This is a genomic window from Pseudomonas sp. AL 58, from assembly GCF_036348395.1.
GTDB classification, from domain to species: Bacteria; Pseudomonadota; Gammaproteobacteria; order Pseudomonadales; family Pseudomonadaceae; genus Aquipseudomonas; species Aquipseudomonas defluvii.
Genome location: NZ_JAZBQR010000022.1, coordinates 15,997 through 34,773 on the forward strand (window position 1 = coordinate 15,997; position 18,777 = coordinate 34,773).

The window sequence follows — 18,777 nt, forward strand, 5'->3', positions numbered from 1 at the left end:
GTTGTGCTCCTTAAACGATGCCCGTGGCGTAGAAAGTGGCGATAACCACGAATACCGCCAGGGTCTTGATCAGGGTAATGCCGAAAATGTCCTTGTAGGCTTCGCGGTGGGTCAGCCCGGTGACTGCCAGCAAGGTAATCACCGCGCCGTTGTGCGGCAGGGTGTCCATGCCACCGCTGGCCATCGAAGCCACGCGGTGCAGGACTTCCAGCGGAATGTTCGCGGCGTTGGCGGCAGCGATGAATGTCTCCGACATGGCTGCCAGGGCGATGCTCATGCCGCCGGACGCAGAACCGGTAATGCCCGCCAGCAGGGTGACGGTGACGGCTTCGTTGACCAGTGGGTTGGGAATGCTCTTGAGCGCATCGGCCAGCACCAGAAACCCCGGCAGCGAGGCGATGACTGCACCGAAGCCGTACTCCGACGCGGTATTCATCGCGGCCAGCAAGGCACCGTTGACGGCGCTCTTGGTGCCCTCGGCCAGGCGCGTGCGAATGGCCCTGTAACCGCACACCAGCACCATCAGAATGCCAATCAGCAACGCGGCTTCTACCGCCCAGATCGCGGTGAGCTTGGCGATATCGCTTTGTACCGGCGTGCTCATGCCGGGCAGGCTCAAGCTATGGGTCTTGCCGTACCAGGCGGGAATCCAGTGGGTAAACAGCAGGTTCATCACACCCACCAACACCAGTGGCGACAGGGCCAACAGCGGGTTGGGCAGGGTCAGGTCGGTGGCTGTTTCGGGCTCATTGCGCAAATCCGTGCCGTAACCTTCGCCGGCCCGTTGGGCCTTGTTGCGTTGGCGTTGCAGGTAAAGCATGCCGGCACAGAAGACAAACACCGTACCGATCAGCCCCAGCCACGGTGCTGCCCAGGCGGTGGTGTTGAAGAAGGTACTGGGGATGATGTTCTGGATCTGTGGGGTGCCGGGCAAGGCGTCCATGGTGAAGGAGAACGCGCCCAGGGCAATGGTGGCCGGGATCAGCCGCTTGGGGATGTTGCTTTGGCGAAACATTTCGGCCGCGAACGGGTAGACGGCGAAAACCACCACGAACAGCGAAACGCCGCCATAGGTCAGCAGGGCGCAGACCAGTACGATCACCAGCATTGCCTGGCGGGTGCCGAGGACGCGTATGGCTGCAGCGACAATCGAGCGGGAAAAGCCGGACAGCTCAATCAGCTTGCCGAATACGGCGCCCAGCAGAAACACCGGGAAGTAGAGCTTGATGAACCCGACCATTTTCTCCATGAACACCCCGGTAAAGGCGGGTGCAACGGCAGAAGGGTCTGTCAGCAACACCGCGCCAAGGGCTGCGATGGGGGCGAACAGGATAACGCTATAACCACGGTAGGCAGCCAGCATCAGCAGCGCGAGCGCTGCCAGGGCGATGATTACACTCATCGAGTGTCTCCTTGAGGCATCTTGTTTTTGTTGATGCGACGGAGATAGCGGGATTCGTGCCAGTTTTGCAACGTATTGAAATATAAGGATTTTATTGTTTTTGAGCGCAATGCGAGGCGCTATTTTCTCTGAACAGAGACAAGTGATTGGCCTGAGTGCGCTGTGTCGCTGGAAATCAGCCGGATTAGCGCTGTATAGCTTCTGTCTCCATAAAGAGACGGTGTTTCTCTTTATTGAGACAAGCGCTGCGCGCAAGGCCGGCGACGATCACAACCCCAGCGCAACCATTTTCTTGTACAGGGTCGAACGGCCAAGGCCCAGTTGTCTGGCGGCTTCTGGCACGTTGCCTGCGCACTGCGCCAACGTATCGGTCAGTAACTGCCGCTCGAAATCTTCGCAGGCCTGTTTGTAGGTTTTCTGTGGCGCTTGTTGTGCCAGCGGCGCCAAGGTGCCCAAGGCGGCCTGGATGTCGCTAGCGCCGAGTCGTGGATGATCGGCCAGCAAGGTCGCTCGCTCCAGTACGTTGCGCAGTTCACGTATGTTGCCCGGCCAGGCATGCCGGAGCAGCAGCGCCTGGGCCTCGCCATCCAGCTCATGCTGGCTACCCAGGTCTTCCAGAATCGCCTCGCTCAGGGCCGGCAGATCTTCCAGCCGTGCGCGCAGCGGTGGCACATTGATCGGCAAGACATTGAGCCGGTAATACAGGTCGGCACGGAAGCTGCCATTGGCCATGGCAGCTTCCAGGTTTGTCGACGTGGCGGCGATGATCCGTACGTCACTGCGCATCACCTGGTTGGAGCCAACGGGTTCGTACTCTTTCTCTTGCAGTACACGTAGCAACTTGCTCTGTAGCGGCAACGGCATGTCGCCAATTTCGTCGAGGAACAAGGTGCCACCCTGGGCGATCTGCAGTTTGCCGGGGCGGCCCTTGCGGTCTGCACCGGTAAAGGCGCCTGGCGCCGTGCCGAAGAACTCGGCTTCCAGCAAGGCTTCCGGGATGGCCGCGCTGTTGATGCTGACAAACGCCTTGTGCGCACGCGGTGAGGCCGCGTGAATGGCATGGGCCAGGAGTTCCTTGCCGGTGCCGGTTTCGCCGAGCAGCAGCACCGGGGAGTCGCTGCCTGCACCGCGTCGGGCACGGCGTTTGATCTCGAGGGTTGCCGCGCTGGTGCCAATGAACTGGGCGAAGCTGTACTTGGCCTGGCGCGCCTGCAGCAGCGAGCGGGTCGATGCCAGTTCCTGCTGCATGCTCGAATAGCGTTTGAGCAATGGCGAGAGGCTGCGCAACTCATCAAACAAGGCGAAGCCAATGGCACCGATCACGCCGCCTTTGGCATCCTGAATGGGCAGGCGCATCACCACCAGCGGTTCCTTGGGGGTGTCGAGCATGTCGAGCAGTATGGGGCGCCCGTTGCTGACCACTTCACGCATCAGGGTGCCGGGGATTACCGCTTCGCACGGTTGGCCGATGGCGCTGCTGGCATCCTCCAGGCCGAAGCGGCGGGCATAGCGCTCGTTCATCCAGACGATGCGTGCATCGCGGTCAACGATCACCGTGCCTTCGCTGGATTGCTCGATGATTTCGAACAGCGAGCGAATCGCCAGTAAGCGTACCCGCTGATAGTCCTTGAGGTTGTCGCTGTCGTGCATGAACCGCTCCTTGGGGCCGGGTCAGGAATTATGCACCGCTCAGGCCCGAGGATCGAAGGCTTCGCGCAACGCATCGCCAATGAATACCAACAGTGACAGGATCAGCGCCAGGGCGAAGAAGGCGGTGAAGCCCAGCCATGGTGCCTGCAGGTTCTGTTTGCCCTGGTTCACCAGTTCGCCCAGCGAGGCGCTGCCGGCAGGCATGCCAAAGCCAAGGAAGTCCAGGGCGGTAAGGGTCGAGATAGCGCCGGTGAGAATGAATGGCAGGTAGGTGAGGGTGGCACTCATGGCGTTGGGCAGGATATGCCGGAGGATCACCAGCCGATCAGGCAGGCCCATGGCCCGTGCCGCCAACACGTATTCCAGGTTGCGCCCACGGAGGAATTCGGCACGTACGACATCCACCAGGGCCAGCCAGGAGAACAGGGCCATGATCCCCAGCAACCACCAGAAGTTCGGTTCGACGAAACCAGAGAGAATGATCAGCAGGTACAGCACCGGCAAGCCCGACCAGACTTCCAGCAGGCGTTGACCGATCAGGTCGACCCAACCACCGTGATAGCCCTGCAGTGCGCCAGCGGCAACGCCAATCAGCGTACTGACGGCGGTCAGCGCCAGGGCAAAGAGGATCGATACTCTCGTGCCGTAGAGCACCCGCGCCAACACATCGCGGGCCTGGTCGTCGGTGCCTAGCCAGTTGTCTGTCGACGGCGGGCTGGGGGTAGGTTGCAGCAGGTCGTAGTTGGGGGTGTCGGCGCTGAAGGGGATCGGCGCAAAGAGCATCCAGCCACCCTGTTGTTCGATCAACTGGCGCACGTACTGGCTGCGGTAGTCGGGCTGAAAGGGCAACTGCCCGCCAAAATCCTGTTCGGTGTAGCGCTTGAGGGCCGGGGAATACAGGTCGCCTTTGTAGCCCAGCAGCAAGGGCTTGTCGTTGGCGATCAGTTCAGCCCCCAGGCACAGGGTAAAGAGGCCGATGAACAGCCACAGTGACCACCAGCCACGACGGTTGCGCCGAAAACGCTGGAAGCGCCGAAGGGCAAGCGGTGAGGGCTTGAACATCATGCGTTCCTCGTCGCGAAATCGATGCGCGGGTCGACCAGGGTGTAGCACAGGTCGCCCAGCAGGCGGATCAGCAGGCCGAACAGGGTGAAGATGAACAGCGAGCCAAATACCACCGGGTAATCCCGTGATACGGCGGCTTCGTAGCTCATGCGGCCCAGACCATCGAGGGAGAAAATCACCTCGATCAACAGCGAACCGGCGAAAAATACCGTGATCAGTGCCTGCGGAATGCCGGCCACCACCAGCAGCATGGCGTTACGGAACACATGGCCATACAGCACTCGCCGCTGGCTCAGGCCCTTGGCCCGGGCGGTGAGTACATAGTGGCGGGTGATTTCGTTGAGAAAGGCGTTCTTGGTCAGCAGGGTCAAGGTGGCGAAGCCGCCGATCACCAAGGCGCCGACCGGCAATACCAGGTGCCAGAAGTAGTCGGCCACTTTGCCCAGCAGGCTCAGCTCGGCAAAGTTCTCCGAGACCAGGCCGCGTACCGGGAACCAGTTCAGTGAGGTTCCGCCGGCGAACAACACGATCAACAGCAGGGCGAAGAGAAAGGCCGGCAAGGCATAGCCAATCACGATCAATGTGCTGCTCCAGGCGTCAAAGGCACTGCCATGATGCACCGCCTTGCGAATGCCCAGGGGGATGGAAACCAGGTAGGTAATCAAGGTCGCCCAGAAGCCCAAGGACAGCGTGACCGGCATTTTCTCGAGGATCAGGTCGGTGACGTTTGCGCCGCGAAAGAAGCTCTTGCCGAAGTCGAGCCGGGCGTAGTTGCTCAGCATCAGCCAGAGCCGTTCGGGCGCCGATTTGTCGAAGCCGTACTGGCGCTTGATGTCATCCAGTAGCTTGGGGTCCAGGCCACGGCTGGCCCGCGAGCCGCTGTGCAGGGTTTCGCTGCTGGAACCCGGGGCGCCAGCACCGATGCCCTGCAGGCGGGCGACAGCTTGTTCCACCGGGCCGCCAGGTGCCGCCTGGATGATGACGAAGTTCACCAGCAGGATGATCAGCAGGGTTGGCACGATCAGCAGTAGGCGTCGCAGGATGTAACCGGTCATGGGGTGCTCCCGGCCACGGTGCCCTTGCCAAGCCGTTCAGCCATCTGTGCGTTGGTCAGTGGTGTGGGGCTGATTTCCCACCAGGTGTCCAGCGCCTCGTCGTTGCTGGCCTGCACCTTCGGCTGGCCGAAACGGTTCCACCACACGGTAGAGGAGCCCGGTGGATAGTAGTTGGGAATCCAGTAGTGGTTCCATTGCAGCACCCGGTCCAGTGCATGCGCATGGCGCAGCATGTCCGCCTGGGTTGCGGCTTTTACCAGGCCATCGATCAAACGGTCCACGGCCGGGTCGCGCAGCACCATGTAGTTGTTTGAACCTGGGTCGTCGGCGGCCGCGGAACCGAAGTAGTTGTACAGCTCAAGGCCTGGGGAGGGCGATACGGGGTAGCCGGTGACGATCATGTCGTAGTCGCGTTCCATCACGCGGTTGATGTACTGCGAGGCGTCGATACGACGGATGTCCAGGGTAATGCCGATCTGTGCCAGGGTTCTCTTCCACGGCAGCAACAAGCGCTCAAAGCCGTTTTGGGCATTGAGGAAGGTGAAACTCAGGGGTTCGCCCTGGGCATTGACCAAGTGGTCGCCTTGAGCTCGCCAGCCCGCCGCGTTCAGCAACGCCAGGGCCTGGAGTTGCTGGGCGCGGATCAAGCCTGAACCATCGGTTTTCGGCGCCTCGAACACCTGGCTGAAGGCTTCATCGGGAATCTGCCCGCGCAACGGTTCGAGCAAGGCCAGCTCTTCTGCATCTGGCGGTTTCGTTGCCGCCAGTGCTGTATTGGCAAAGTAGCTGTTCTGGCGGATGTACAGGTTTCGCATCATCTGCCGGTTGCTCCACTCGAAGTCCCAGAGTAGGGCCAATGCCTGACGCACGCGCCGGTCCTGAAACACGGGCCGTTGCAGGTTGAAGACAAACCCTTGGGCGCTTTGTGGTGCTTCTCGGGCCAGGTGTGCGCGCTGCAGGCGACCGTCGTCCATTGCCGGGCCGTTGTAGCCCAAGGTGTAGCCGGTGGCAGAAAACTCGCGGTTGTAGTCGTAGCCGCCGCCGCGCAGCACCTGCCGTGCAACATCGGTATCACCAAAGTACTCGATGCGGATCTGGTCGAAGTTGTAGCGTCCGCGATTGACCGGCAGGTCTTTGCCCCACCAGTCGCGATTGCGCTCGAAGGTGACGCTGCGGCCATTATCGATGTGTGCAATACGGTAGGGGCCGCTGCCCAAGGGGGCTTCAAAGCCACCACCGGCTGCGAAGTCGCGGGTTTTCCACCAGTGCTCAGGCAGCACGGGCAGTGTTGCCAGGTCCAGCGGCAGGGTCCGGTTCTGATTGTTCTTGAAGAGGAAGCGCACCTGACCTGGCTGTTCCACTTCGATCGCGGCAACATCGGCAAACTGTGTGCGGTACTTCAGGCTGCCCTCACGCGTCAGCAACGCGAAGGTGTATTTCACGTCTTCAGCGCGAATCGGCGTTCCATCGGCAAAGCGCGCGCGCGGGTCAAGGTAGAAACGCAACCATAAGCCATCCGGGCCACGCTCCATGCGCTCTGCGACCAAACCATAGACGGTATAGGGCTCATCTTCGCTGCGCACCGCCAAGGGGGCGTACAACCAGCCGTCTACCTGACTGACGCCGATGCCCTTGTCGATGTAGGGCAACACATGGTCGAACTGGCCGATTTCCAGCGCGGAGCGGCGCATCGTCCCGCCTTTCGGAGCAGCGGGATTGGTGTAGGCGAAATGCTGGAAGCCGGCGGCGTAGCGGGGGGCTTCACCGTAGACGGTCAGTGCGTGTGAAGGCGCTGCCAATGCGGCGATTGGCACCAAAAGCAGGGCGAGGACGTAGCAGAATGCTGACCGCATGGAAGGTTGGCCTGATCGTTTGGCGGTGTGTGTCTGTTCGTTCTGACAGTGTACGCAACGACGGCGGGGCAACGCACTGCGATCCTTCCAGGCCCAGTGCCAGGCGCACGACCCACAGGGGCCGTGCGCTGGATGCCGATGACGTTTAGTCCTGGCGGCTGGTGACTTCCAGCAGGTGGTAACCGAACTGGGTCTTCACCGGGCCTTGTACGGTATTGACCGGTGCGCTGAAGACCACGGTGTCGAACTCCTTGACCATCTGGCCAGGGCCGAAGCTGCCCAGGTCGCCGCCTTGGCGGCTGGACGGGCAGGTGGAGTGCTTCTTCGCGATTTCAGCGAAGTCGGCACCGGCTTCGATTTCGGCTTTCAGTTCGTTGCACTTGGCTTCGCTGGCAACCAGGATGTGACGGGCAGTGGCTTTGGCCATGATACAGGGCTCCTTGGCGTTAAAATGGCGAGCCTACAGGATTGCGCCGGGTTTTTCCCGCGCATTCTCGCGCAGTGCGTCGGCGGCATTGGTGAGCAACGTCTCGGTGCTGTTCCAGCCCAGGCAGCCGTCGGTGATCGATACCCCATAGCGCAGTGGTTGCTTGCCCAGTGCCTGGCAGCCGTCGAACAAATGGCTCTCCAGCATGACCGCAACCAGCGCGCGGTCACCCTGCAGGCGCTGCTCCAGCACCTCGTTGAACACCTGTGGTTGGCGGGCCGGGTCCTTGCCGCTGTTGGCATGGCTGCAGTCGACCATGATACGCGGCGCCAGGCCGACGCTTTCCAGCCCTTTGCGCGCCTGCTCAATGCTCTGGCGATCGTAGTTGGGGCCCTTGTGACCACCGCGCAATACCAAGTGGGTATCCGGATTGCCCAGGGTCTCGATGATCGCCGGGTGCCCTTGGGCATCGATGCCGAAATGACGATGGCCATGAGCGGCGCTGCGAATGGCATCGCAGGCAATCCCGATACTGCCGTCGGTACCATTCTTGAAGCCCACCGGCAGGGCCAGGCCACTGACCATCTCGCGGTGTACCTGTGACTCGGTCGTGCGGGCACCGATGGCGGCCCAGCTCAGCAGGTCGTCGAAGTAGCCTGCGGCCATGGGTTGCAACAACTCGGTGGCAATCGGCAAGCCCAGCGCAAGCATGTCCAGCATCAGGCGCCGTGACAGGTTCAAGCCGCCGTGCATGTCATCGCTGCCATCCAGCTGCGGATCATAGACCAGGCCTTTCCAGCCGACCGTAGTGCGTGGCTTTTCGATGTAGGCGCGCATCACCAGCAGCATCTGGTCATCGACGCGTTCGGCCAGATGGGCCAGGCGCTCGGCGTATTCCAGTGCAGATTGCGGGTCGTGGATGGAGCAGGGGCCGACGACGACCAACAGGCGTGGATCGCGGCCTTCGAGGATGGCTTTGACGGCTTGGCGGTGCTGCTCGACCTGTGCGCTGAGCGCATTGGATAGCGGCAGGTGCTGCTTGAGCATGTGGCTGCTGGGCAGGCGCTGGCTAACAGCGGTATTGGCGGCAACCTGAGGTTGCGGGTGAGTCAGGGGCAGAGCGAGGCTGGACGATTGCATATTCGGGAATCCTTGGCGAAGAGCGGGTTCTGGCCCGCGCAGCCGGCCCTATCGAGGTGTTCGACAGTGGGCCGGATTAAGATCATCTGTGTCGTTGCCACCTGTGTTTGACCGATCGGCGGCGGCTGGCAGGCCCGAACGGAACTGGCTAAATCGCCACGCGATGCAACCTGGGTAACGGTAATAAGTGCTGTAGTTCATGTGCTGTTCCTCAATGTGTGTGGTGTACGACGCCCAAAAACAAAACCCCCGGTCGGGGAGCCGACCGGGGGTTGAGTATTCTCTGTGCCTGGCGTCCCCTTGGAAGTGGGCGCCGGTGTAGGTATCAGCGGCGCCGTTGGCTAAACCAATACCCAAAATAAAAGCTGGCTGGAGCGCAGCTACCGCACTCGGCAATAGCCAGCAGCGGCTGCGCGAGGCGACCGGTGTGACGTGCTTGAGTGAGGGTGGTAAGTGACATGTCTGGCTCCAGTTGATGTCCCCGAGCTTACTGTAGGGCGGCCCGCGGATTCAATAGTCTTTTTGCATGAGTGCGATAAACCTGCCCGCTCAGCGTCGCAAGTAGGCGGTAAAGTCGATGTCGCCGGCACTGAGAATCGCCTGCACCCGGTTATGCACGTTGAGCTTGCGCAGAATGGCCGAGACATGGGCCTTGACCGTGGTTTCGGCGATATCGAGGTTGTAGGCGATCTGCTTGTTCGACTCACCCTTGGTCATTCGTTCAAGCACCAGCAGTTGCTTGCGGGTCAGTGCCTGGAGCAGCTCCGGGGCAAACCCCTGAGGCTCGTTCTGGCTACGCCGGCTGGTGTTTTTCTGGGTGCGGATGATGTCAGGCGGCAGGTAGACATTGCCGTTCAGGATCTGCTCGATGGCTTCGGTCATTTGCGACCGTGGTGAGGATTTGGTGATGAAGCCCACCGCGCCATAGGTGATTGCCTGCAGGACCACTTGCTTGTCCTGTTCAGCCGAGACAATGACCACAGGTACCGTGGGGGCCTCGTTACGCAGGTTGATCAGCCCGCCGAGACCGTGCATGCCCGGCATGTTCAGATCAAGCAGGATCAAGTCGAGGTCATCGGCGTTCTGAGTGAGCGCCAGGGCGCTATCCAGGTCGGCGGTTTCCAGCACTTCACTGCCAGGGAAGCCGTCACTGATCACATTGTGGATGGCCTCGCGAAACAGCGGGTGGTCGTCGGCGATCAGAATCTTGTACATGGCTTTGCACCTTATTGTTGTGGTCATGCTCGCAGGCAGGAAACTCAGGGGAAGACTTCGGGTGTTGCAGCGCTCAGTGGCAGCCGGGCGGCCTCCCACGCGTCGATGCCGTCACGGTACCAGTACAACCGGGTGTAGCCCAGCCTGGCAGCACGTTTGACCGCGTTCCAGCTTAGCCAGCAATCAGAGCGGCAATAGAACACCAGTGGGCGTTGCCGGTCGCCAGCGCTCAGGCGGTGCAGGTGTTTCTGGAAGTAGGCCGCCCAGTCGGCGCTCAACTCGCCGTCTCCGGTGTTGGCCAGCCAATGGCTACCGGGCAGGTTGGCATGCGCTTCGCTATCGATGAACTGGCCATGCAACCAGGTGCGGCGGTAGACATCGATCAGCACAGGCCCCGGTGTTTCCCGCAGCAGGCTTTGCAACTGTTTGGTGTCGAGGGTTTGCGCCGGTTCAGCGTGGGCAGGGGTGGGGCTTCGATACAGTGCAATGCGGTAGCCATCGCTGGAAAACAGCGGCGTTTCGGCAAGCACCGGCAGTGCCACGACGGCAGATAGCGTCAGGCAGAGGAGGGCGGACATGGCACGCAACATGGTCGGCAGTCTCATTTTTGTTATGCCTTCATTACAGGCCAGTCGTGACGCTTTGTGAATGCGACCATCGACAGCTAAAGCAGTACCAAAGTATTAGATTGTGCGCGTTGTGGCAGCTCTAGCATGAAGGCCTGCGACGACCAACCCACTCACTGCCGGAGGCTGTATGGAGATCTTGCTGGTCGACGACCACCCGATGGTCCGCCTTGGCCTGGCACACACCTTGCGCGAGGCGTTGCCTGAGCTGCCGATTGCCGAGGCGGCCAGTGGTGAGGAGGCCCTGCAGCGGGTGCAGGAGCAACTGCCAGGGTTATTGATCATGGATTTCGACCTGCCCGGTATCAGCGGCCTGGAAACCACCCGGCGCCTGCGTCAGCGCGTACCGCAGTTGCGAATCCTGTTTTTCAGCGAACACACCGAATTGAGCCTGGTGCGACAAGCGCTTGATGCCGGTGCCTGCGGCTTCCTGTCCAAAGCCGTGCAACCTCAGATACTGGTGGAGGCGGTTCGTCGGGTGCTGTCCGGGCACGCCTACATCGAACAGTCCTTGGCGACCCAACTGGCCTGCCAGTCCCACCATATGCAGGCAGGCGACGCACGCCTTCGCGGCCTCACGCAGCGTGAGACGGAGATCTTCCTGATGCTGGCTAAAGGTACGCCGAGCCGGCTCATTGCCGAGCAGTTGTGTATCAGCGCCAAGACCGTTTCCAACTACCTGACCTTGCTCAAGAGCAAACTGCAGGTCAGCTCGCAGGCCGAACTGGTGCACCTGGCGATTGACGCCGGCCTGCTGCGGATTGCCGCTTAGTCCCACGAAACCGGGCAGCCTTGGCAGGCCTCCATGTTGCTGTCCTGAAAATTCGCATAGTGCTGGCGACTACCGCGCAGGTCGGCCTGTTCCAGGTTGCTCTCACCCAGCTTGGCTTCTTGCAGGTTGGCATCGACCAGGCTGGCGCCCCTGAGGTCGGCTTTACTCAGCCAGGTCATTTCCAGGTCCGCAGCTTGCAGGTTGGCCTTGTGCAGCTTGGCACCGGAGAGTCGACCAAACTCCAGGTAGGCTGCGCTGAGGTTGGCATCGTTGAAATTGGCACCTTGGGCAAAGACTCCCCAGGCTTGCGCCGCTATCAGGTTGGCGCCGCTCAGGTCAGCCAGGCGCAGGTTGCTTTGTTGCAGGCTGGCGCGGGTCAGGTTGGCGCCTTGCAGGTTGGCTTTTTCCAGGTTGGCCAGGTCGAGGCGGGCGTGCCGCAGGTTGGCCCCGCGCAGATCCGCGCCCGCCAGGTTCATCTTGCGCAGGTCCTGATTGCTCAGGTCGGCATTGCGCAGGTCGGCATCGGGGCACTGGCTTTCGGGCTGGATGACGCAGCCGTTGATCGTCAACGGCGTGTCGTCGCCGGTGTCGCTACTGGCGGCGAAGACGGGGCTCATGGCCACGACGAGCAGCAGTGGAAGGTACTTCATGGGAGTCTCCTGGGGCAGTGAGAGGGCTATCGCTGGCAAGCCGGCAGCTACAACGCGTTGCGCTAGCTGCCGGCATTGCTGGCGATGGGCGCCAGAGGCGCCCCTGAGGTTCACATCAGCGCTGAGCGGTCTTGGTGTCCCAAGCCGGGATCTTGAACACCCAGAACGAACCACCCTGTGCCACCGGCTTGGTCAGCTCGGCCATGTCGCCACCCCACAGTGGTACCGCGCCGCCATAGCCGACGGTTACGCCAATGTACTGCTCGCCGTCTTGCTCCCAGGTAATGGGCGGCGAAACGATGCCGCTACCGGTCTGGAATTTCCACAGCTCTTCACCGGTCTTGGCGTTGAAGGCCTTGAAGAAGCCGTCACCGGTACCGGTAAACACCAGGTTGCCCTTGGTGGCCAGTACACCGGCCCAGAGCGGCAGGCGCTCTTTGTGTTCCCAGACCATCTTGCCGGTGGTCGGGTCCATGGCTCGCAGCGAGCCGACGTGGTCTTCGTACATGCGCTTGATACGGAAGCCCATGCCAAGGTACGCCGAGCCTTTCTTGTAGTTGACCTCTTCGGTCCAGTATTCCTCTTTCCACTGGTTGGACGGCACGTAGAACAACCCGGTGTCCTGGCTGTAGGCCATTGGGTTCCAGTTCTTGCCACCCAGGAACGGCGGCGAGACTTCGACCGGCTTGCCCTTCGTCTGGCCTGGCTCAGGCTTGGCTGGACGCTGCCCCGGGTTTTCGACCGGGCGACCGGTCTTGAGGTCGATATGGCTGGCCCAGGTGATGTTGTCGGCGAACGGGAAGGCGTTCTTCAGCTTGCCGTTGGTGCGGTCAACCACGTAGAAGAAACCGTTACGGTCGGCGTGGGCGGTGGCCTTGTACTGCTTGCCATCCTTGTCCTTGTAGTCAAACAGCACCAGTTCGTTGTTGCCGGAGAAGTCCCAGGCGTCGTTCGGGGTGTGCTGGTAGAACCATTTCACTTCGCCGGTGGTGGCGTCGACGCCTACCTGGCCGGAGGTGTAGAGGCTGTCGTAGTCGTGTGGGTTGCCGTCTTTGGCGGTACGTGCCCAGGTGTTCCACGGGCCAGGGTTGCCGGCACCGACGATGACGGTGTTGGTTTCGGGATCGAAACTGGCGCTCTGCCATGGGGCGCCGCCGCCATGGCTCCAGGCTTCGACCTTGCCGGTTTCGGTGGTGGGGTCGTTCGGCCAGGACGGCGCCTTGACGTCACCGGTCGGGGTGCTGTCCTTGCCGTTCAGGCGGCCCATATGGCCTTCAACGAACGGACGCATCCAGACTTCTTCACCGGTGTCCGGGTCGCGGGCGAACAGTTGGCCGACCACGCCAAATTCATCGCCAGAGCTGCCGTGAATCATCAGGACCTTGCCGCTTTTCTGGTCTTTGACGAAGGTCGGCGCACCGGTCATGGTGTAACCGGCGCTGTGGTCGCCGAACTTCTTGTTCCAGACGACCTTGCCGGTGTCCTTGTTCAGTGCGATGACCCGGGCGTCGAGGGTGCCGAAGTAGATCTTGTCGCCGTAGATGGCGGCGCCACGGTTGACCACGTCGCAGCACGGACGGATGTTGTCGGGCAGGCGGTGGTTGTAGGTCCACAGACGCTTGCCGGTCTTGGCGTCGAGGGCGAATACCCGCGAGTATGAGCCGGTCACATAGATCACACCGTCGTTGACGATGGCCTGGGATTCCTGGCCCCGCTGCTTCTCATCGCCAAACGAATAGGACCAGGCGGGGGTCAGCTTGAACACGTTCTTGTCGTTGACCTGAGCCAGCGGGCTCCAGCGCTGAGCGTTGGTGCCCATGCCGTACTGCAATACGTTTTCGGTGGTCGTGTGGTCGTTGGCGATGTCTTCCCAGCTCACGGGCTTGGCATGGGCGGCCGGGGCCAGGGCAAGGCTGCCGACCAGCAGGACGGTCTGCACGGCGATGGACAGTGGCGAAAGCGCGGCGGGTAACGATCTTATTGTCATGGTGAGTGTTCCCAATGGAGGTTTTGGCCTGCATAGACTGGAACGCTGCTGCGCTGCGTGATACGGAAAAACTCCCGCCTGCCCCGGGAAAACTTCCCACCCCGGATATGATTTGGCACTGCCCCACAAGCCCTACTACCAAGGGAGTAAGGCGCGACCACCAAAGCAGCATGGGGGCACCTCTGCGGCCTTCCTAAGATGCCCGGCAGAACCTTTCAGTCGAGAGGTTTTCGCGTGCATCGTGCAGAGAAGTCGAGGGCAGAACAATGAAAACAGTAAAGAAAGCCTGGTTGAGCCTGATTGTGACGGGCAGCCTGTTGAGTGCGGGCGCAGTCTTCGCCCATGGCAACGTCGTTCCCCAGGCGGTCAAGACCGACGGTCTGGAGCAACTGGGCAGCGAATGGCGCACGGAAAACCCTTATCGCAACACCGAACAACAGGAAAAGGCGGTCTCGATCGGCGCGTCTGCCTATAACCAGAACTGCGCCGCCTGCCACGGTCTGGAGGCCAAATCCGGTGGTATTGCACCGGACCTGCGCATGCTCGATGCCGGCGTGAACGGTGATGAATGGTTTGTTGAGCGCGTGCGCAACGGCGCGGTGCGCGACGGTCGTGTGTACATGCCGAAAATGGCAGATTACCTGAGCCAGGAAGCGCTTTGGGCGGTACGCAGCTACCTGGACAGCGTGCACGTCGAGGAGTGAGCCATGAGCCGCGGGCCGTTGCTGCTGGCGCTGCTGATGCTCGGTATGCCTGTGCAGGCCATTGAGCCAGGGCCGGACCCGGTACCGTCGGTGATGTGGGAGTTCTACCGTAAACAGTGGATCAAGGACGACCCCTATCTTTTTGATGCGCGGGTGCGTGTGATTGCCCCGCCATTTGCCGAGGACGCCCGCCAGGTGCCGCTGCAAATCGATGCGCGTGACGTGCCGGGTAAGGTTACGCGCATTATTGCCTGGGCAGAGCTCAACCCCTTGCCGACAATCGTCGACTTTAAACCGGGGCCTCATGTGTTGCCTTGGCTGGCGATCCGTATCCGTATTGAGCAGGCCACGGCCTTGCGCGCAGCCGTGCAGACCGAAGACGGCGTCTGGCATGTCGGCTCGACCCTGATCGATGCGGCGGGTGGCGGCTGTACGGCGCCCAGCGTGGTGCGCAGCCAACCTGACTGGGAGCAGCGCCTGGGCCAGGTACTGGGTGGCCGCTACCCGCGAGAGGGGTTCAGTCGCCTGCGCGTGCACGTTGCGCACCCCATGGACAATGGCCTGGTGGCGGGCACACCGGAGTTTTTCATCGAGCAGGCTGAACTGTTCGACGTCGCCGGCCACTCGTTGGCGACCCTGGTGTTGTACCCGGCGGTGAGTGAGAACCCCAGCCTTTCTTTCGATCTGCGCGATACCGGCCCGGTACGGCTACGCTTGCGCGACAACAACGGCAATCAATTCGATGCTGCCCTGGAGTGAGACCCACCCATGCGCTTGATAGTGCTATTGCTGGCTGCGTTCAGCCTGCCGAGCCTTGCCGATCTGGACTACCGGCTGATGCCGCGCCAGATCGCCACCGACACCTGGATGCTGGAGGGCAGCACCGAAAACTTCTCTCGCAGCAATGGTGCAAACATCGTCAACAGCGCGTTTATTGTCACGGAAGCCGGCGTCGTGGTGATCGACACGGGGCCGTCGCTACGTTACGGCCAGGCCTTGCGCCAGGCCATCGCCCGTGTGACCGACAAGCCGGTCGTGCAGGTGCTGTTGACCCACCATCACCCCGACCATGCGCTGGGTAACCAGGCGTTTGCCGATGTGCCTGTCGGGGCCCTGGCCGGGACGGGTGTGCGGCTCAAGGAGCAGGGCGACGCCCTGGCCGAAAACATGTACCGGCTGGTGGGTGACTGGATGCGCGGCACTCAGGTGCACTTGCCAGACCAGGTGCTTGAGCCCGGCCTGCAGGTGTTTGGTAGCCACCCTTTGCGTCTGTTGGCGCTCAGCGGCCACAGCGGTGCGGACCTTGCGGTATTCGATGAAAAGACCGGGGTGCTGTTCGCCGGTGATCTGTTGTTCTATCAACGCGCCCTGACCACACCGCATAGTCCGGGGCTGGACGTCTGGCTGCAGGACTTGCAGCAGTTGAAAGGCTTGCCCTGGACGCTGCTGGTACCTGGCCACGGTCCGCTGGCCAATGACTCGGCGCCCTTTGAACAGATGGTGGATTACCTGGGATGGCTCGATGGGTTGCTGCACGACAGCGCCCTGCAAGGGCTTGAGATGAACGAGGTATTGGCAACGCCGATCCCTGAGCGCTTTGCCGGGATCAGCCTGACCCAGTATGAGCTGACCCGAACCGTCAGCCATCTGTATCCGCAGTATGAACGTGACGTGTTGCGCCGGGTGGATCGCTGAGGTTTGGCCGTGAGTACGCGGCGTTTGTAGCGCTGGCAAGCCAGCCTCTCACCGCAGAGGCTGGCTCTTGTAGCGGTCAGAGCGGGTAGTGCTTCAATTCCCGCGCAATCAGCATCCGCTGGATTTCGCTGGAGCCTTCATAGATCTGGGTGATCCGCGCATCGCGGTAGTAGCGCTCAACCGGGTAGTCTTCCAGGTAGCCATAGCCGCCATGCACCTGAATCGCCTTGGAACATACCCGCTCGGCCATTTCCGAGGCGAACAGCTTGGCCTGGGAGGCTTCCGACAGGCACGGCAAGCCAGCGCTGCGCAGGCGCGCGGCGTGCAGGATAAGCAAACGTGCAGCGTTGATCTGCAGTTGCATGTCGGCCAGCAGGTTGGCGATGCTCTGGTGTTCGTTGATTGGCTTGCCGAACTGGATACGGTCGCGGGAGTAGGTCAGGGCCGCTTCAAACGCAGCGCGGGCGATGCCCAATGCCTGGGCAGCAATGCCGATACGCCCGCCTTCAAGGTTGGACAGCGCGATGGCCAGGCCTTTGCCGCGCTCGCCCAGCAGGTTGGCTGCAGGAATACGGCAGTTGTTCAATGTCACGGCGCAGGTGTCGGAGGCACGGATACCCATCTTGTGCTCGCTGCGATCGACGACAAAGCCTTCGTTGTCGGTAGGCACCAGGAAGGCCGAGAGGCCTTTCTTGCCCAACTCTGGATCCGTCACGGCAAAGACAATCGCCAGGCCAGCGCGGCGGGCATTGCTGACGAACTGCTTGGCACCGTTGATGACCCAGTGATCGCCTTGCAGCTCGGCACGGGTGCGCAGGTTGTGGGCTTCCGAGCCGGCTTGTGGTTCGGTGAGGCAGAAGCAGCCGATGACCTTGCCCGTGGCCAGTGGCTCAAGCCAGGTCTGTTGTTGCTCAGCGCTGCCATAGGCCAGCAGCGGGCCGCAGCCGACCGAGTTGTGAATACTCATCAACGCGCCTGTGGCGCCGTCACCCACGGAAATCTCTTCAACCGCCAGGGCGTAGGCGACGTAGTCGGTGTAGCTGCCGCCCCATTGTTCCGGCACGACCATGCCGAGCAGGCCGAGTTCGCCCATCTTCGCGACCACACCATCGTCGATCCAGCCGGCTTTTTCCCAGGCTTGGGCGTGGGGGGCAATTTCGCCTCGGGCGAAGTCGCGCGCCATGTCGCGGATCATGATCTGTTCTTCAGTCAGTTCCAGGTCTTGCATGTGCGTACTCCAGCCCTCAGAGGCCTTCGAAGAATTGGTCGACGCGCTTGGATTCCAGCGCCGCCAGGGTCGGCGGGTTCCAGCGCGGTTGTTTGTCCTTGTCGATGATCAGCGCACGTACGCCTTCGATCAGGTCGCCGTGCTCGAACCATTGCCGGTCCAGGTGCAGTTCCATTTTGAAGCAGTCTTCAAGGCTTAGCGTGCGACCCCGACGAAGCATCTGCAAGGTGACCGCCATGGCCAGCGGTGAGCGACTCTCCAGGATCTCTACGGTTTTCAAGGCCCACTCGCGGCTATCGGCGACGCTCACGCTGCGCAGTTGCTCGATGATGCTCGGCAGGTCGGGCTGGGCGAAGAAGTGGTCGATGACAGGGCGCAGGCCTGCCAGTGGCGGATTGTCCAGCGCCTGGGTGCCGAGCTTGGCCAGCACGCCTTGCAGGTCCTTGAGTGGGTTGGCACTCCAGTTCAGCTTGTCCAGGCGCTCGTCCAGCACGGCCAACTGGTTGCTCTCGACGTACCAGTCGGCCAGCCCGCAATAGAGTGCATCGGCGGCCTGCACCTGCACGCCGCTGACACCCAGGTAAATGCCCAGCTCGCCGGGGATGCGCGAGAGGAAGTAGCTGCCGCCGACATCCGGGAAGTAGCCGATGGCGGTTTCCGGCATGGCCAGGCGGCTGCGTTCGGTCACGATACGCAACTCGGCGCCTTGCGCCAGGCCCATGCCGCCGCCCAGTGTGAAACCGTCCATCAAGGCGAGGATCGGTTTGCGGTAATGATGGATCGCCAGGTCAAGGGCATATTCCTCGACGAAGAAGTCCTTGTGCAGGCTGTCACCGGCTTTGTAGCTGTCATAGAGCGAGCGGATGTCACCACCGGCGCAGAAGCCCTTCGGGCCTTCGCCACGCAGGACGACAGCGCGTACCTGAGGATCGCTGCTCCAGGCCTTGAGGTGCTGGTGCAGGCTGCGCACCATTTCCAGTGTGATGGCATTGAGGCCGGCGGGGCGGTTGAGCGTCAGGTAACCGATATGGTTGCGGACCTCCGCCAGTACTTGGGTCGTGTCGACAGAGACCGGAGGGTGGGCTTGCGCGGTCATCGCTATCTCCCTGCTTTGTTATTGATTTTCCACATGAATTGTCACGCTGTGGATGAGCCTTCAAGGATTGCCGGATCGTAGCAGTGCAAATTTGCCGAATACAATCCGCAAAACTGCAGTCCTAATCTGCATTTTTGCATGGCGAACCACGCCTTATGCCTACAGTACTGGCACTTTAGCGTTGTGGCACCGCCGTACGCGGTACTAGTGCC

17 protein-coding genes are annotated in these 18,777 nt (G+C 61.6%); 4 read left to right on the forward strand and 13 right to left on the reverse strand.

Annotated elements, in window-relative coordinates; all coding sequences use genetic code 11:
• Positions 1–10 precede the first annotated feature (10 nt).
• From UIA24_RS19270 to UIA24_RS19310, 9 genes are all read right to left on the reverse strand, one after another.
• Positions 11–1,402 carry a GntP family permease gene (locus tag UIA24_RS19270; protein ID WP_065758334.1) on the reverse strand — a complete coding sequence of 464 codons (1,392 nt, stop codon included), beginning with the start codon at positions 1,400–1,402 and terminating at the stop codon, positions 11–13.
• Positions 1,403–1,669: 267 nt separating this feature from the next.
• Complete coding sequence (locus tag UIA24_RS19275; protein WP_065758335.1) at positions 1,670–3,052, reverse strand: sigma-54 interaction domain-containing protein; 1,383 nt, start codon at positions 3,050–3,052, stop codon at positions 1,670–1,672.
• 39 nt (positions 3,053–3,091) lie between these two features.
• Entirely contained in the window at positions 3,092–4,114 is a 1,023-nt protein-coding gene (locus UIA24_RS19280) for an ABC transporter permease (protein WP_330523615.1), read from the reverse strand.
• Positions 4,114–5,172: a microcin C ABC transporter permease YejB gene (locus UIA24_RS19285; protein WP_065758337.1), complete on the reverse strand. Its 1,059-nt coding sequence runs from the start codon at positions 5,170–5,172 to the stop codon at positions 4,114–4,116. The genes UIA24_RS19280 and UIA24_RS19285 overlap by 1 nt, the downstream gene beginning before the upstream one ends.
• A complete protein-coding gene (locus UIA24_RS19290) occupies positions 5,169–7,025 on the reverse strand; it encodes an extracellular solute-binding protein (RefSeq protein ID WP_330523582.1) in 1,857 nt (618 codons plus the stop codon). Before UIA24_RS19290 ends, UIA24_RS19285 begins: the two co-directional genes overlap by 4 nt.
• A gap of 145 nt (positions 7,026–7,170) precedes the next feature.
• On the reverse strand, positions 7,171–7,452 hold the full coding sequence (locus UIA24_RS19295) for a peptidylprolyl isomerase (protein ID WP_065758339.1): 282 nt from the start codon (positions 7,450–7,452) through the stop codon (positions 7,171–7,173).
• A gap of 33 nt (positions 7,453–7,485) precedes the next feature.
• Positions 7,486–8,592: a 3-deoxy-7-phosphoheptulonate synthase gene (locus UIA24_RS19300; protein WP_099774929.1), complete on the reverse strand. Its 1,107-nt coding sequence runs from the start codon at positions 8,590–8,592 to the stop codon at positions 7,486–7,488.
• A gap of 549 nt (positions 8,593–9,141) precedes the next feature.
• Positions 9,142–9,807, reverse strand: coding sequence for a response regulator transcription factor (locus tag UIA24_RS19305; RefSeq protein ID WP_099774927.1), 666 nt, complete (start codon positions 9,805–9,807; stop codon positions 9,142–9,144).
• Positions 9,808–9,851: 44 nt separating this feature from the next.
• A complete protein-coding gene (locus UIA24_RS19310) occupies positions 9,852–10,397 on the reverse strand; it encodes a PQQ-dependent catabolism-associated CXXCW motif protein (protein WP_442963051.1) in 546 nt (181 codons plus the stop codon).
• 166 nt (positions 10,398–10,563) lie between these two features.
• On the opposite strand from UIA24_RS19310, the gene UIA24_RS19315 reads away from it, so the two are divergent.
• Entirely contained in the window at positions 10,564–11,205 is a 642-nt protein-coding gene (locus tag UIA24_RS19315; protein ID WP_099774923.1) for a response regulator, read from the forward strand.
• Here UIA24_RS19315 and UIA24_RS19320 read toward each other — a convergent pair.
• Complete coding sequence (locus UIA24_RS19320; RefSeq protein ID WP_099774921.1) at positions 11,202–11,855, reverse strand: pentapeptide repeat-containing protein; 654 nt, start codon at positions 11,853–11,855, stop codon at positions 11,202–11,204. The two genes, UIA24_RS19315 and UIA24_RS19320, sit on opposite strands and share 4 nt — an antisense overlap.
• Before the next feature lie 115 nt (positions 11,856–11,970).
• On the reverse strand, positions 11,971–13,842 hold the full coding sequence (exaA, locus tag UIA24_RS19325) for a quinoprotein ethanol dehydrogenase (RefSeq protein ID WP_065758345.1): 1,872 nt from the start codon (positions 13,840–13,842) through the stop codon (positions 11,971–11,973).
• A 266-nt stretch (positions 13,843–14,108) separates the two neighbouring features.
• Between exaA and pedF the strand changes: the two genes are divergently transcribed.
• Genes pedF through UIA24_RS19340 form a run of 3 tightly spaced genes read left to right on the forward strand, consistent with a single transcriptional unit; the run spans position 14,109 to position 16,241 of the window.
• Positions 14,109–14,546, forward strand: coding sequence for a cytochrome c-550 PedF (gene pedF / locus UIA24_RS19330; RefSeq protein WP_099774919.1), 438 nt, complete (start codon positions 14,109–14,111; stop codon positions 14,544–14,546).
• A 3-nt stretch (positions 14,547–14,549) separates the two neighbouring features.
• The gene (locus UIA24_RS19335) at positions 14,550–15,305 is read left to right on the forward strand and encodes a quinoprotein dehydrogenase-associated SoxYZ-like carrier (protein ID WP_102053784.1); all 756 of its coding nucleotides are present in this window, start codon (positions 14,550–14,552) and stop codon (positions 15,303–15,305) included.
• 9 nt (positions 15,306–15,314) lie between these two features.
• On the forward strand, positions 15,315–16,241 hold the full coding sequence (locus tag UIA24_RS19340; RefSeq protein ID WP_330523584.1) for a quinoprotein relay system zinc metallohydrolase 1: 927 nt from the start codon (positions 15,315–15,317) through the stop codon (positions 16,239–16,241).
• A gap of 76 nt (positions 16,242–16,317) precedes the next feature.
• On the opposite strand, the gene UIA24_RS19345 is transcribed toward UIA24_RS19340, so the two are convergent.
• Both UIA24_RS19345 and UIA24_RS19350 read right to left on the reverse strand, forming a co-directional pair.
• On the reverse strand, positions 16,318–17,469 hold the full coding sequence (locus UIA24_RS19345; RefSeq protein ID WP_065758349.1) for an acyl-CoA dehydrogenase family protein: 1,152 nt from the start codon (positions 17,467–17,469) through the stop codon (positions 16,318–16,320).
• A 16-nt stretch (positions 17,470–17,485) separates the two neighbouring features.
• Positions 17,486–18,565, reverse strand: a complete 1,080-nt coding sequence (locus tag UIA24_RS19350; RefSeq protein ID WP_330523585.1) for an enoyl-CoA hydratase/isomerase family protein — start codon at positions 18,563–18,565, stop codon at positions 17,486–17,488.
• Positions 18,566–18,777 lie beyond the last annotated feature (212 nt).